Genomic DNA, 13,852 nt, shown 5'->3' on the forward strand with positions numbered 1-13,852 from the left:
CTTTAGGGCTAGCCTCATGTGTAAGAGTCTTGGAGGTAGAGCACTGTTTGGACTAGGGGCCCTCATCGGGTTACCGAATTCAGACAAACTCCGAATGCCAAAGACTTATCCATGGGAGTCAGACTGCGAGTGATAAGATCCGTAGTCGAAAGGGAAACAGCCCAGACCACCAGCTAAGGTCCCAAAGTATACGTTAAGTGGAAAAGGATGTGGAGTTGCTTAGACAACCAGGATGTTGGCTTAGAAGCAGCCACCATTTAAAGAGTGCGTAATAGCTCACTGGTCGAGTGACTCTGCGCCGAAAATGTACCGGGGCTAAACGTATCACCGAAGCTGTGGATTGACACCTCTAGGTGTCAGTGGTAGGAGAGCGTTCTAAGGACTGCGAAGCTAGACCGTAAGGACTGGTGGAGTGCTTAGAAGTGAGAATGCCGGTATGAGTAGCGAAAGATGGGTGAGAATCCCATCCACCGAATGCCTAAGGTTTCCTGAGGAAGGCTCGTCCGCTCAGGGTTAGTCGGGACCTAAGTCGAGGCCGATAGGCGTAGACGATGGACAACAGGTTGATATTCCTGTACCACCTCTTTTCCGTTTGAGCAATGGGGGGACGCAGGAGGATAGGGTAAGCGCACTGCTGGATATGTGCGTCTAAGCAGTTAGGCTGATGATGAGGCAAATCCCATCATCTTAGAAGGCTGAGCTGTGATAGCGAGCGAATTATAGTAGCGAAGTTCCTGATTCCACACTGCCAAGAAAAGCCTCTAGCGAGGAAAAAGGTGCCCGTACCGCAAACCGACACAGGTAGGCGAGGAGAGAATCCTAAGGTGAGCGAGAGAACTCTCGTTAAGGAACTCGGCAAAATGACCCCGTAACTTCGGGAGAAGGGGTGCTCTGGTAGGGTGCAAGCCCGAGAGAGCCGCAGTGAATAGGCCCAGGCGACTGTTTAGCAAAAACACAGGTCTCTGCGAAGCCGTAAGGCGAAGTATAGGGGCTGACGCCTGCCCGGTGCTGGAAGGTTAAGAGGAGTGCTTAGCGTAAGCGAAGGTGCGAATCGAAGCCCCAGTAAACGGCGGCCGTAACTATAACGGTCCTAAGGTAGCGAAATTCCTTGTCGGGTAAGTTCCGACCCGCACGAAAGGCGTAACGATCTGGGCACTGTCTCAACGAGAGACTCGGTGAAATTATAGTACCTGTGAAGATGCAGGTTACCCGCGACAGGACGGAAAGACCCCGTGGAGCTTTACTGTAGCCTGATATTGAATTTTGGTACAGCTTGTACAGGATAGGTAGGAGCCTTGGAAACCGGAGCACAAGCTTCGGTGGAGGCATCGGTGGGATACTACCCTGGCTGTATTGAAATTCTAACCCGCGCCCCTTATCGGGGTGGGAGACAGTGTCAGGTGGGCAGTTTGACTGGGGCGGTCGCCTCCTAAAGAGTAACGGAGGCGCCCAAAGGTTCCCTCAGAATGGTTGGAAATCATTCGCAGAGTGTAAAGGCACAAGGGAGCTTGACTGCGAGACCTACAAGTCGAGCAGGGACGAAAGTCGGGCTTAGTGATCCGGTGGTTCCGCATGGAAGGGCCATCGCTCAACGGATAAAAGCTACCCCGGGGATAACAGGCTTATCTCCCCCAAGAGTCCACATCGACGGGGAGGTTTGGCACCTCGATGTCGGCTCATCGCATCCTGGGGCTGTAGTCGGTCCCAAGGGTTGGGCTGTTCGCCCATTAAAGCGGTACGCGAGCTGGGTTCAGAACGTCGTGAGACAGTTCGGTCCCTATCCGTCGTGGGCGCAGGAAATTTGAGAGGAGCTGTCCTTAGTACGAGAGGACCGGGATGGACGCACCGCTGGTGTACCAGTTGTCTTGCCAAAGGCATCGCTGGGTAGCTATGTGCGGAAGGGATAAGTGCTGAAAGCATCTAAGCATGAAGCCCCCCTCGAGATGAGATTTCCCATCACGTAAGTGAGTAAGATCCCTAGAAGATGACTAGGTAGATAGGTCAGAGATGGAAGCATGGCGACATGTGGAGTTGACTGATACTAATCGATCGAGGACTTAACCACATTATAAAGCGGAGGCGGCTTGAACAGAGACGACAAGCATTTCTGGGCAATCAGCTGAGGGTGCTTTTTACCCTCAGCTGATTGAACTGAAATGACCTCGAGTCTCTAGCCGCCGGAGCTGGATTACTGTCTACTTGTAATAGTAGATACAACATTGGTCGATATTCGGCTTTCTTGACATCAATTCTTTATCTAGTTTTGAAGGAACAATCCTTCAATTGAATAGTCGTCTGGTGATAATGGCGAAGAGGTCACACCCGTTCCCATGCCGAACACGGAAGTTAAGCTCTTCAGCGCCGATGGTAGTTGGGGGATCTCCCCCTGTGAGAGTAGGACGTCGCCAGGCAAATAGGAAAAAGAGTAGCTCTTGGGAGTTACTCTTTTTTGTTTTGGTTTTTGTTCAAAGAACATCCGATCTCTCCTCGACCGCAGTGCGAGGGTAGGGAGGAGCAAGAAGGTCGAGGACGCGAGGGAGAGAAGACCGGAGTGTGGTGTCCACACGAGGATCTGAACGAGTGAAGCGGACGAAGAGATTCGCCGCTCATCACTAGCCGCAGCCTTCAGTGCCGATGGTAGTTGGGGGGCTCCCCTGTGAGAGTAGGACGTCGCCAGGCAAATAGGGAAAAAAAGTAGCTCTTAGGGGTTACTCTTTTTTTGGTTTCATTGTTAGATAAGGATGAGTGTATAAAAAGTAATTATTTGGAAAAATACGCAATAAACGAAAAAATGACGCAATTAAGGGTGAAAAAGACGCAAATAATAAAATAATGACGCAATCCCTTGGAAAATGACGCAATAAATTCAAAAACGACGCAATCAAGATCCTGGGAGTCCCATCTGGTCATAAATCGTCCCTTCAAATGTCCGTTGAGGGCTCCAACCTCATCATTCTGCCATTGTATCCGCTGATCCTGAGCATATTTTTGCATATTTACAACGCAGCTGCATGGTTGCAGCTGGTCCTCTACCCAAGCCGCTATCATAATTCATTGCCTCCCCATCTCTCAACCTAATAAACTCACAATCACAAACCACCAATATACCAACTTCTTTTCACAATCTTTTTTATAGAGACATACACAGACTCGGTAACGGCAACATAAGATGAAAGTACACTTGATTATTCTGTCAGTTGAAATGTTTATAATTATGTATACAATTGGTGGTTTTGAGGCAGAATAGATTGTATGGAGGTGGAGGGCCCTATGTTAAATCAGGAACGTAAGGCGGCTTTGGAAGAGTGCATCGTTTGTCACATTGAGAAGAAGGTTGGAATCCATCTATACACATCGTTTATCTGCACAGAATGTGAAAAGGAAATGGTTCACACAGAAACGAATGATCCTTTGTATAAAACGTTCATACAGAGGCTGAAAAAAGTGAATACTCCTCAAATCTACTCATAACCAGAATGTATACATGGTTATGATTTTTTTTGCTGTCAGAGTTTCGGTGTTTTATGAGTTTCGTTGATTCATTGTTATACAAATAAGATTTGAAATCACCGAAGCATAGTACCGCGTGGTTATGATACGATATGAGTGGATATTTACTTTAAGGAGATTATGGAATGAAGCGAGATCATACAAGAACCCCACTGATTGAGGCGATCGAGAGGCATCGGTCCATGCAGCCTATTTCATTTCATGTGCCTGGGCATAAGAACGGATTATTGGTGCAGGATCATCCTTTTTATCAATCGGATCTTACAGAGTTAAGTGGTTTGGATGATTTACATGATTCCCAGGAGGCGATTCGGGAAGCGGAGGAATTGCTTGGGGAAGTATACGGGTCATTAGAGAGTCATTTTCTGGTGAACGGAAGTACGGTAGGGAATATTGCCGCGATCCTCGCTTCCTGTGAACCTGGGGATACAGTATTTGTTCAACGGAATTGTCATAAGTCGGTGCTGAACGGCATCAGGCTAGCCAAGGCTGTTCCGGTATTCATTGAAACAGAGTGGGATGACATGGGGACCGCCCTTGGGATTCGATTGGATGATATAAAGGAAGCGATGAATGTATTCCCTCATGTGAAAGCTTGTGTCCTCACGTATCCGACTTATTACGGGTTTACATACAATCTGAAAGAAATCATAGATGAATGTCATAAACATAATGTCGTCTGTATCATTGATGAGGCTCATGGTGCACATTTTACCCTGGGTCCACCTTTTCCCGATTCTGCTATGGAGTGTGGGGCAGATATTGTGGTTCATTCCGCTCATAAGATGCTCCCGGCCATGACGATGGGGTCGTATTTACATATTGGAAGTAAGCGGGTGGATGCGCATAAGGTGAAAGACTATTTAACTATGCTACAATCAAGTAGTCCTTCGTATCCGATTATGGCATCCCTTGATTATGCGAGATCCTATGTCGGGACGTTTTTACAAGAGGACTTGGATCAAACACTTGAGGACATTCGCGAATTTATAGACCGGATTGAACGGATCCATCCTCAGCTCATTGTTCAACAAGCACATGATCCATTAAAACTTATCATGAAGATCGAAGGAAGAACGGGGTATGCCCTCCAGGAGTTGTTAGAGTCTGTAGGTGTTTATCCGGAGCTTGCTGATCCGAATCAAGTACTGTTGATTCTTCCGTTAGTAAAGAAGGGTCTTTCGTTTCCGTATACAGAAGCGATCGGAAGGATAAACAAGGCGCTTGAGAATGTGCCTGTGGTGGAAGTCATCCCCATGGATGGGATAAGCAGTTCAAGTGGGACAACCCCTTTTTCTACCTTGGCATTAACCTTGGAGGAAATGGACGGGAAAGTGGAAGCGTTGATTTCCCTGGACGATGCGGAAGGAGAAGTTTCTGCTGGAATGGTGACACCTTATCCACCGGGTATCCCGTTGTTGGTGCCGGGGGAACGGATCACTGCTGATGTAATCCGGCGTTTGAAGAAATATATAGAGAATAAGGCAAACATTCAGGGGCACCACCGATTGGCTGACCACTGTGTGTATGTGTATCGATAAAGCGGAGGGAAATAGATGACAAGAGGATTGTTCATTACCGTTGAAGGCCCCGAGGGTGCCGGGAAATCAACGATATTATCAGAGTTATATCAACAACTGCTGCAGGATGGACTGGATGTTGTCCAGACGAGGGAGCCGGGAGGTATTTCCATAGCTGAGCAGATCAGGGAAGTCATATTAAATACAAAGAACACGGAAATGGATAAGCGAACGGAAGCGCTGTTATATGCAGCTGCGAGGCGTCAGCATCTGGTGGAGAAAGTGATCCCGGCCCTTAAGGAAGGCAAGATCGTGATTTGTGATCGGTTTATTGACAGTTCCCTTGCCTATCAAGGGAATGCCCGTGGAATCGGAATGGAAGAAGTCATGGATATCAATCAATTTGCGATTGAAGATAAGATGCCGGATCTCACGTTGTATTTTGACATTGATCCCGAAGAGGGGTTAAAGAGAATTGCAAAGCATAACGGCAGAGAAGTGAATCGATTGGATCTCGAATCGATGGAATTTCATACTCGCGTCCGCGAGGGGTATCAGAAGTTAATCAAACAATATCCGGATCGCATTCGAGTCATCGATGCTAGTAAGAGTAAGGAAGCGGTGTTTACTGATGCGTATGAAATCGTGACGGGTTATTTAAACACGTGAGGCTAATAGAAGAGACGGATGAACGGGCGAAAAATCGTTTCCTGGTCATCCGTCTCTTTTTTAGATGAAGCATTGGAGTCTTTTCAATGATATAATAGAAGGAAGTAAATGGCTTTATAACGGAGGAATTCATTCATGAAGGTAATTATGGCAGTTGTACAGGATAAGGATAGCAATCGTTTGTCTAATGCCCTGATGGAACATAATTTTCGTTCGACAAAATTAGCGAGCACCGGCGGTTTTTTGAAGTCAGGCAATACGACGTTCATCATTGGTACTGAGGATATTCGGGTGGAGAAAGCATTACAGGTTATTAAGGAAAACTGTCAGTCACGTGATCAAATGGTAGCACCGGTGTCCCCGATGGGTGGAAATGCAGATTCCTATGTGCCTTATCCCGTTGAAGTGGCCGTAGGCGGGGCGACGGTATTCGTTCTCCCTGTAGAGCAGTTCCATCAGTTTTAAAGTGAGGTTGGATTTATGAAAATTAATCAGGACCACCGCGTGTCCTTAGATAGCATGGCGAAAGATCAGAGAACTGGCGGTACGGGACAAGTTAAGTTCGGCCAGCTGGTTCAGAAACATGATCAGAAAATGCATATGGACCAGCTCAATAAGCTTCTTGGGACAATAGAGGATGCCGGCACCCGTTTAGCTCAGTCAAGGACATTCAAAGATCTAGCCAAATATAAAACATTGGTCAAGAAGTTTGTACGGGAAGCAGTCGACTTCGGAATGGACCTGAAGCAGTCCCATACTTGGAATCAATATGGTGAGGGACGAAAGCTGAATATCGTCGAAACAGTGGATCAGCATCTTGTAGGATTAACGGAAGATGTATTGGATAAGGAAAAGAAGTCCATTGATATATTAGGAAAAATCGGAGAAATAAAAGGACTGCTTATTAATCTTTATATGTAAGAGAGTGATGTTAGGACATGTTGTTTGAAGAGATACAACCATTTCAGCCAGTCGTCCTTCAGATGCTGCAGAATAGTATATTGAAGGATCGTGTCGCTCATGCTTATTTATTCGAGGGTGAAAAAGGGACACGAAAGAAAGAAATGAGCATGCTGTTCGCCAAGGCATTATTATGTCTGAACCGGGTAGAAGGAAAGCCCTGTGAAGACTGCTCCAACTGTAAACGGATCAATCACGGGAACCATCCGGATTTGCATCTGGTGGAGCCTGATGGTCTATCTATCAAGAAGGATCAGATTAAAAGTCTGCAAGAAGAATTTTCGAAAACAGGTGTAGAATCCAAGAAGAAAATCTACATCATCGTTCACGGAGATAAGATGACGGCGAATGCTGCTAACAGCCTATTAAAATTTCTGGAAGAGCCGCTCGCGGATACAACCGCGATTCTCATCACTGAAAATATTCACCGGATCCTGCCAACCATTCTCTCCAGATGCCAGACGGTTTCATTTAAACCGTTACCGAAAGAACAACTGACAAAACAGTTATTGGAAGAGGGGATCCCCCCTCACTTTGCAACTCTTGCAGCCAACTTGACGAACCATTATGAGGAAGCTGTAGAAATATGTCAAAATGAGTGGTTTGCACAAGCAAGAATAATAGTGTTAAAATTATATGAAGTCCTCCAGAAAAGTCCCTTCCAAGCAATGGTCAAAATACAAGAGGATTTTGTACAGCACTTCAAAGAAAAAGATCAAGTCGATCGAGCATTGGATCTTTTACTTCTAATATATAAAGACTTACTTCATATCCAGTTAGGAAAAGAAGAGCAGCTCGTGTACCCGGACCAAAAGGAAAACTGGAAATCCAACGCACTTCAAGTATCAACCAATCGTCTTTCTACTAATATGACGATGATCCTTGAAGCAAAACGCAAATTAAACGCCAATATGAATTCGCAGCTGCTAGTAGAACAGCTTATGCTAAAACTGCAGGGGTGATGGTCCTTTGTACGATGTTGTAGGAGTTCGCTTTAAAAAAGCGGGTAAAATCTATTATTTCGATCCGGGTGATCTGGACATTCAAAAAGATTGTTATGTAATCGTTGAAACGGTCCGCGGAGTCGAATTTGGTAAAGTAGTCGTAGAGAGAAAGCAAGTAGGAGAAAATGATGTAGTTCTTCCGTTGAAAAAAGTGATTCGGATCGCCGATCAAAAAGATCGATTGATCGTTGACGAGAACAAGTCGTCTGCAACGGAAGCCTATAACGTATGTTGTGATAAAATTAATCAGCATCAATTGGATATGAAATTGGTGGATGTAGAATATACATTCGATCGTAATAAAGTCATATTCTATTTTACGGCTGATGGACGTGTTGATTTCCGGGAGCTGGTGAAAGATCTGGCCTCCATTTTCCGTACGCGCATTGAACTTCGTCAGATTGGCGTTCGAGACGAAGCAAAAATGCTTGGTGGTATCGGTCCTTGTGGCCGCATGCTGTGTTGTTCAACCTTTTTAGGAGATTTTGAACCTGTGTCCATCAAAATGGCGAAGGATCAGAATCTATCCCTTAATCCCACGAAGATTTCAGGTTTATGCGGACGTTTAATGTGCTGTCTGAAATACGAGAATGACGAGTATGAAGCAGCGAAAGAAGAATTACCTGATATCGGAGAAGTGATTAAGACACCTCATGGAAAAGGTAAAGTGGTAGGTCTTAATATTCTGGAACGTATTCTTCAGGTCGAAATCAAAGAAGAAGAGCGGGTTCTGGAATTCACATTAGATGAAATTATGAACGAAGGTGCCGTATCATTCCAAGCCACAGAGTAACGGGGTGTAGTGTCGTGGATAAGAAAGAGTTCTTTGATTCAGTCAGTAACATGGAACAACAAATTGGTGACTTATATCATCAATTAGGTGAGCTCAAACAATGCCTAGCTGAAATGTTAGAGGAAAATAATTCTCTAAAGTTAGAAAATGAACATTTGCGCCGTAGACTGGAACAAACAGAGAACTCACCAAAAAAGGTACAAACAAACAGCGATGCGGGTACGACGAGTGAGTCAGACTTGGAAGATAAAACACTGGATATCGGAGAAGGCTATGACAACCTTGCTCGATTATACCAGGAAGGATTTCATATTTGTAATATACATTTCGGAAGTCCCCGGAAGGATGAAGACTGCTTATTCTGCCTTTCTTTCTTAAATAAGAAATAAAGGACACTTCATTCTTCTAAAACAGAATACAGATAAAAAGGACTGATCCACGTATAGTGGGATTGGTCCTTTTTATTCGAAAAGCGGAAGGGGCTCGCCCTGGGGCGACAAGCTTAAGACGAGTAACCCGGAAAGGCGTTCTTTGCCTTTTGGGGTTAATTGGCTTAAGACCTCGAGCCCCAAGCCCCTGGAGCTGGACAAATCGAAAAGCGTAGGCGGCTTGTTCAGGCCCGACAAGCATAAGATGAATTGGCCGGAAAGGCGCTTTTTGCCTTTTGGGTCAATTTAGCTTATGACCTCGAGGGACTAGCCGCCGGAGCTGGACAAATCGAAAAGCGTAGGCGGCTTGTTCAGGCCCGACAAGCATAAGATGAATTGGCCGGAAAGGCGCTTTTTGCCTTTTGGGTCAATTTAGCTTATGACCTCGAGGGACTAGCCGCCGGAGCTGGACAAATCGAAAAGCCTAACAAATTGGAGGAAAGGCATGGTCGAGTTAAAAGAAGATGAGCGTTTAGATTATTTATTAGCTGAAAACATGAGGATCATTCAAAGTCCTTCCGTGTTCTCCTTTTCAACAGATGCGGTCCTTTTGGCACACTTCAGCTATTTACCGATTCACAAGGGGAAAGTGGTTGATTTATGTTCAGGGAACGGCATCATCCCCTTATTGCTTAGTGCAAGAACCAATGTCCACATTACAGGTGTGGAAATTCAAGAGCGTCTATTTGATATGGCAAAGCGGAGTGTCGAGTATAATGACCGTCAACATCAGATAACGATGAAAATGGGGGATGTAACGAAGATTGATCAACTCCTCCATCATTCTCATTATGATGTGGTAACATGCAATCCTCCCTATTTCAATACGCCGCCAGGAGATAAACGAAATGTGAACGAGCACTATGCGATTGCCCGACACGAAATTTTATGCACCCTTGAGGATACCATCAAAGCGTCCAGCTATTTGTTGAAACAAGGCGGTAAGGCTTCTTTCGTTCATCGACCCGGCCGATTGATGGACATCCTCTCATTGATGAGAAAACATCGTCTCGAGCCCAAACGACTACGATTTGTCTATCCAAAGCCCGGGAGAGAGGCCAACACGATATTAATAGAAGGAATCAAAGATGGGAAACCGGACCTGAAGATTCTCTCTCCTTTATATGTGTACGATGAGCAGGGTGAATATTCTAAGGAAGTACATGATATGCTATTTGGACATCATAAAACAAACCAATAAACATGATCCAGGAGGTGAAATTCACCATGAACCAGCAGAAAAGTTTTCAGGACAGTGAAAAAGGAAGCCTGTATCTTGTCCCCACACCGATCGGAAATCTCGAGGATATGACGTTCCGTGCCATCCGAATGATGAAAGAAGCGACGGTGATTGCAGCGGAGGATACGAGGAACACCAAGAAACTTTGCAATTACTTTGAAATCGATACACCAATCATCAGTTACCATGAACATAATAAAGAAACGAGCGGTCAGAAGCTGATTGAGCGAATGGAGAGAGGGGAGCTCGTGGCCCTTGTCAGCGATGCAGGCATGCCATCGATTTCAGATCCGGGTTACGAATTGGTGAAAGAAGCAATCGAACACAACATCGCGGTCATTCCATTGCCCGGGGCAAATGCCGCTCTGACGGCTCTCATTGCCTCAGGTTTAGCGCCTCAGCCATTTTATTTCTATGGTTTTTTACATAGAGGCAAAAAAGACAAAAGAGCTGAGCTTGAAACACTAAAATTGTTGGAAGATACATTTATCCTTTACGAATCACCCCATAGATTAAAAGAAACACTAAAAGAACTATATGCGGTTTTAGGAAATAGACAAATCGTCATCTGTCGAGAGCTCACGAAGAAATTCGAGGAGTTCATCCGCGGTTCAATCGAGGAAGTGATCGAATGGGCGAATGAGGGAGAAGTGAGGGGTGAATTCTGTTTGTTGATCGAAGGGGCAGGTCCACAAGAGAAAGAGGAAGAAGACACTTGGTGGAGCAGCTACTCCTTGCAAGATCATGTCCAGCACTATGTAGATGAAGGAAGCATGTCATCAAAGGAAGCCATCAAACAAGTCTCAAAAGAGAGATCCCTCCCTAAACGGGAAGTGTACCAGGCTTACCACGTGGAATAACAGCAAAACAAAAAGGCCTGAGTCGAATGGACTCAGGCCTGTCATATGGCAATAGATCAATAGATTATTTTGATTGTAAAGATTCTTGGATTTCTTTCAGTAACTGATCTGCACCTTCACGGCTAAGAACTAATTTACCATTTGCAAGCTTGATGTTGTCATCAGAAACTTCACCAGTAATTTGGCAAGTCATGCTTGGCTTGTATTTCTTCAAGATGATTCTTTCATCATCCACATAAATTTCCAAAGCATCTTTCTCAGCGATACCTAATGTACGACGTAGTTCGATTGGAATAACGACACGGCCCAGTTCATCAACTTTTCTTACAATACCTGTAGACTTCATTTGAGAATCTCCTCCAAATAAATATTATTATTTATCTCTATCTGTTTCGTCAATATTCGACAAATTTCATTAACTGATACTATCATACCAACGATTAGGAATCTCGTCAATAATTTAATCTGTAAATTATTAATAATAAGTGGATGATTAAGTCTTGTTATAATAAGCTTTACGCTTTGTTGTAAAAAAATGTATTACCAATTGAAAATTATTGTAATGAAAGTAATAATAAATGAGAATGTCGAATTTTCTTTATCCTCTATATTAATTCGACAAGGTTCGACAAATTTCAATATCTATATCGACAAAACATAAAATCAGCATTGTTTAGTTGCAGAAACCCTTTATTTTAGGTATATTTTGATGAGATAAGAGGTTAAGATGATAGGTAAGGTCAAGAATGGATGTATATAACAGACCTGCCACTGTAAACCATACGGAGTCTGATTTGGCTTTATGGGGGTAAGTGGAAAAATGAGGAGGAACAGGAAGTGGAAGAAAAGTTGAACACCTTCTATATTACAACGCCGATTTATTATCCAAGTGGAAATTTACATATTGGACATGCATACACCACGGTTGCCGGTGATGCCATGGCCCGTTACAAGAGAATGCGTGGATTCGATGTCATGTACCTTACAGGGACGGATGAACATGGACAGAAGATCCAAAGAAAAGCCGAGGAAGAAGGAATTACACCTCAGGCATATGTTGACGGTATTGTAAGCGGCATTAAAGACTTATGGGGGAAGTTAGATATATCCTACGATGACTTTATCCGGACGACGGAAAAGCGTCATAAGGATATCGTGGAAAAAATCTTCAATCAGCTTGTCCAGCAGGGCGATATTTATGTGGATCAGTATGAAGGATGGTACTGCACGCCATGTGAATCCTTCTTTACGGAAAGACAATTAGAAAACGGAAATTGTCCGGATTGCGGACGCCCTGTTGAAAAAGTAAAGGAAGAGTCGTACTTCTTCAAGATGAGTAAATATGTCGATCGCCTTCTTGCTTATTATGAGGAGAATCCTGAATTCATTCAACCCGAATCCCGGAAGAATGAGATGGTAAATAACTTCATTAAACCCGGTTTGGAAGACCTGGCTGTTTCCCGTACGACCTTTGATTGGGGAGTGAAAGTACCCGGAGATCCGAAGCACGTCATTTATGTGTGGATCGATGCTCTTTCCAATTACATCACGGCTTTAGGATATGGCAGCGAACAAGATGCAAACTACTTGAAATATTGGCCAGCCGATGTCCATCTGGTAGGAAAAGAAATTGTCCGTTTCCATACGATTTACTGGCCGATCATGCTGATGGCTTTAGATCTTCCGCTTCCAAAGAAAGTCTTCGCTCATGGATGGCTTCTGATGAAAGACGGAAAAATGTCTAAATCCAAAGGGAATGTCGTGGATCCCGTTACCCTTATTGATCGATATGGTCTTGATTCCCTTCGCTACTATCTGTTAAGAGAAGTGCCATTTGGATCTGACGGAGTCTTTACGCCGGAAGGATTTGTAGAGAGAATCAATTTTGACCTGGCCAATGATTTGGGGAATTTATTAAATCGTACAGTGGCCATGATCAATAAATATTTCGATGGAGTCATTCCAACTTATGTTGATTCCAAAGGGGAATTTGATCAAGCACTCCTGGATATGAACAATGAAACGGTGAAGAACTATGAAGAAGCCATGGAAAACATGGAGTTTTCAGTTGCCTTGTCCAGCCTTTGGCAGTTGATCAGCCGTACGAATAAGTACATTGATGAGACGCAGCCATGGACCCTGGCGAAGGATGAAAGTAAAAAAGAAGAACTGGGAAGTGTGATGAGTCACTTGGCTGAATCGTTGAGAAGAGTGGCAGTCCTCTTACAGCCTTTCTTGACAAGAACCCCTAAGAAAATCTTCGAGCAACTGAATCTGCATGAGGAAAAGATGCACACATGGGAAAGCCTGGAGCGTTTCGGAGCAATCCCGGCGGGTACCGAAGTAGTCAAAAAAGGGGAACCTATCTTCCCGCGTCTTGAACTTCAGGAAGAGGTAGCCTTTATTAAAGAGAAAATGCAGGGATCTGCCCCTGTTGTCGAAGAGAAGAAGGAAGTATCTGCACCGGAAGCTTCAGAGGAAATCGGTATTGATGATTTCATGAAAGTCGAGCTTCGCGTAGCCGAAGTACTTGGAGCGGAACCAGTTAAAAAAGCCGATAAACTTCTAAAGCTGCAATTGGACCTCGGCTTTGAAAAACGTCAAGTTGTATCGGGGATTGCGAAATTCTATCAGCCCGACGAACTCGTTGGAAAAAAAGTGATCTGTGTAACCAACTTGAAGCCTGTAAAACTTCGTGGGGAACTTTCCCAAGGAATGATCCTTGCCGGAGAAGAAAATGGAACGCTGTCTCTTGCTTCCATTGATCAGTCCTTGCCAAATGGAACAAAAGTTAAATAAATGATTTTTTGTGATTTATCAATAAAGGGATGTTCCACGTGGAACATCCCTTTATTATATAAATATAAC

Annotated in this window: 12 protein-coding genes and 2 rRNA genes (1 of these 14 only partly in view); 13 read left to right on the top strand and 1 reads right to left on the bottom strand. The window is 44.3% G+C overall.

Going from position 1 to position 13,852, the window contains the following annotated elements; translation table 11 throughout:
• The 12 genes from AC0VXY_RS00205 to rsmI form a co-directional block, all read left to right on the top strand.
• Positions 1–2,065 (top strand): 23S ribosomal RNA (locus AC0VXY_RS00205); it begins 872 nt to the left of the window's first position.
• Positions 2,066–2,294: 229 nt separating this feature from the next.
• A 5S ribosomal RNA gene (gene rrf / locus AC0VXY_RS00210) occupies positions 2,295–2,411 on the top strand.
• An 859-nt stretch (positions 2,412–3,270) separates the two neighbouring features.
• Positions 3,271–3,471, top strand: a complete 201-nt coding sequence (locus AC0VXY_RS00215; protein WP_475526579.1) for a sigma factor G inhibitor Gin — start codon at positions 3,271–3,273, stop codon at positions 3,469–3,471.
• 164 nt (positions 3,472–3,635) lie between these two features.
• Complete coding sequence (locus AC0VXY_RS00220) at positions 3,636–5,051, top strand: aminotransferase class I/II-fold pyridoxal phosphate-dependent enzyme (RefSeq protein WP_475526580.1); 1,416 nt, start codon at positions 3,636–3,638, stop codon at positions 5,049–5,051.
• A gap of 15 nt (positions 5,052–5,066) precedes the next feature.
• The gene (gene tmk, locus AC0VXY_RS00225) at positions 5,067–5,699 is read left to right on the top strand and encodes a dTMP kinase (RefSeq protein WP_435994339.1); all 633 of its coding nucleotides are present in this window, start codon (positions 5,067–5,069) and stop codon (positions 5,697–5,699) included.
• A 135-nt stretch (positions 5,700–5,834) separates the two neighbouring features.
• On the top strand, positions 5,835–6,164 hold the full coding sequence (locus tag AC0VXY_RS00230) for a cyclic-di-AMP receptor (protein WP_034762933.1): 330 nt from the start codon (positions 5,835–5,837) through the stop codon (positions 6,162–6,164).
• Between the two features lie 15 nt (positions 6,165–6,179).
• Positions 6,180–6,620, top strand: a complete 441-nt coding sequence (locus AC0VXY_RS00235) for a YaaR family protein (RefSeq protein ID WP_435994337.1) — start codon at positions 6,180–6,182, stop codon at positions 6,618–6,620.
• A 17-nt stretch (positions 6,621–6,637) separates the two neighbouring features.
• Positions 6,638–7,621: a DNA polymerase III subunit delta' gene (gene holB, locus AC0VXY_RS00240; RefSeq protein ID WP_435994335.1), complete on the top strand. Its 984-nt coding sequence runs from the start codon at positions 6,638–6,640 to the stop codon at positions 7,619–7,621.
• A gap of 7 nt (positions 7,622–7,628) precedes the next feature.
• Entirely contained in the window at positions 7,629–8,456 is an 828-nt protein-coding gene (locus tag AC0VXY_RS00245; RefSeq protein ID WP_098438567.1) for a PSP1 domain-containing protein, read from the top strand.
• 14 nt (positions 8,457–8,470) lie between these two features.
• On the top strand, positions 8,471–8,845 hold the full coding sequence (gene yabA / locus AC0VXY_RS00250; protein ID WP_034762941.1) for a DNA replication initiation control protein YabA: 375 nt from the start codon (positions 8,471–8,473) through the stop codon (positions 8,843–8,845).
• Between the two features lie 484 nt (positions 8,846–9,329).
• Positions 9,330–10,085: a tRNA1(Val) (adenine(37)-N6)-methyltransferase gene (locus tag AC0VXY_RS00255; RefSeq protein WP_435994332.1), complete on the top strand. Its 756-nt coding sequence runs from the start codon at positions 9,330–9,332 to the stop codon at positions 10,083–10,085.
• Positions 10,086–10,111: 26 nt separating this feature from the next.
• Positions 10,112–10,984: a 16S rRNA (cytidine(1402)-2'-O)-methyltransferase gene (gene rsmI / locus AC0VXY_RS00260; RefSeq protein WP_435994330.1), complete on the top strand. Its 873-nt coding sequence runs from the start codon at positions 10,112–10,114 to the stop codon at positions 10,982–10,984.
• Positions 10,985–11,048: 64 nt separating this feature from the next.
• Here rsmI and AC0VXY_RS00265 read toward each other — a convergent pair whose 3' ends face one another.
• Positions 11,049–11,330 carry an AbrB/MazE/SpoVT family DNA-binding domain-containing protein gene (locus AC0VXY_RS00265; RefSeq protein WP_034762946.1) on the bottom strand — a complete coding sequence of 94 codons (282 nt, stop codon included), beginning with the start codon at positions 11,328–11,330 and terminating at the stop codon, positions 11,049–11,051.
• 446 nt (positions 11,331–11,776) lie between these two features.
• On the opposite strand from AC0VXY_RS00265, the gene metG reads away from it, so the two are divergent.
• The gene (gene metG / locus AC0VXY_RS00270) at positions 11,777–13,783 is read left to right on the top strand and encodes a methionine--tRNA ligase (RefSeq protein ID WP_475527780.1); all 2,007 of its coding nucleotides are present in this window, start codon (positions 11,777–11,779) and stop codon (positions 13,781–13,783) included.
• Positions 13,784–13,852: the final 69 nt, after the last annotated feature.

This window comes from Rossellomorea sp. QJM3NY_18, assembly GCF_056173145.1.

Excerpts from the sequence above, each read along its gene's own strand:
- rsmI (WP_435994330.1), top strand. The coding sequence starts at position 10,112 with ATGAACCAGCAGAAAAGTTTTCAGGACAGTGAAAAAGGAAGCCTGTAT.
- holB (WP_435994335.1), top strand. The coding sequence starts at position 6,638 with ATGTTGTTTGAAGAGATACAACCATTTCAGCCAGTCGTCCTTCAGATG.
- tmk (WP_435994339.1), top strand. The coding sequence starts at position 5,067 with ATGACAAGAGGATTGTTCATTACCGTTGAAGGCCCCGAGGGTGCCGGG.
- AC0VXY_RS00255 (WP_435994332.1), top strand. The coding sequence starts at position 9,330 with ATGGTCGAGTTAAAAGAAGATGAGCGTTTAGATTATTTATTAGCTGAA.
- AC0VXY_RS00215 (WP_475526579.1), top strand. The coding sequence starts at position 3,271 with ATGTTAAATCAGGAACGTAAGGCGGCTTTGGAAGAGTGCATCGTTTGT.
- AC0VXY_RS00265 (WP_034762946.1), bottom strand. The coding sequence starts at position 11,330 with ATGAAGTCTACAGGTATTGTAAGAAAAGTTGATGAACTGGGCCGTGTC.
- AC0VXY_RS00235 (WP_435994337.1), top strand. The coding sequence starts at position 6,180 with ATGAAAATTAATCAGGACCACCGCGTGTCCTTAGATAGCATGGCGAAA.
- AC0VXY_RS00220 (WP_475526580.1), top strand. The coding sequence starts at position 3,636 with ATGAAGCGAGATCATACAAGAACCCCACTGATTGAGGCGATCGAGAGG.
- AC0VXY_RS00230 (WP_034762933.1), top strand. The coding sequence starts at position 5,835 with ATGAAGGTAATTATGGCAGTTGTACAGGATAAGGATAGCAATCGTTTG.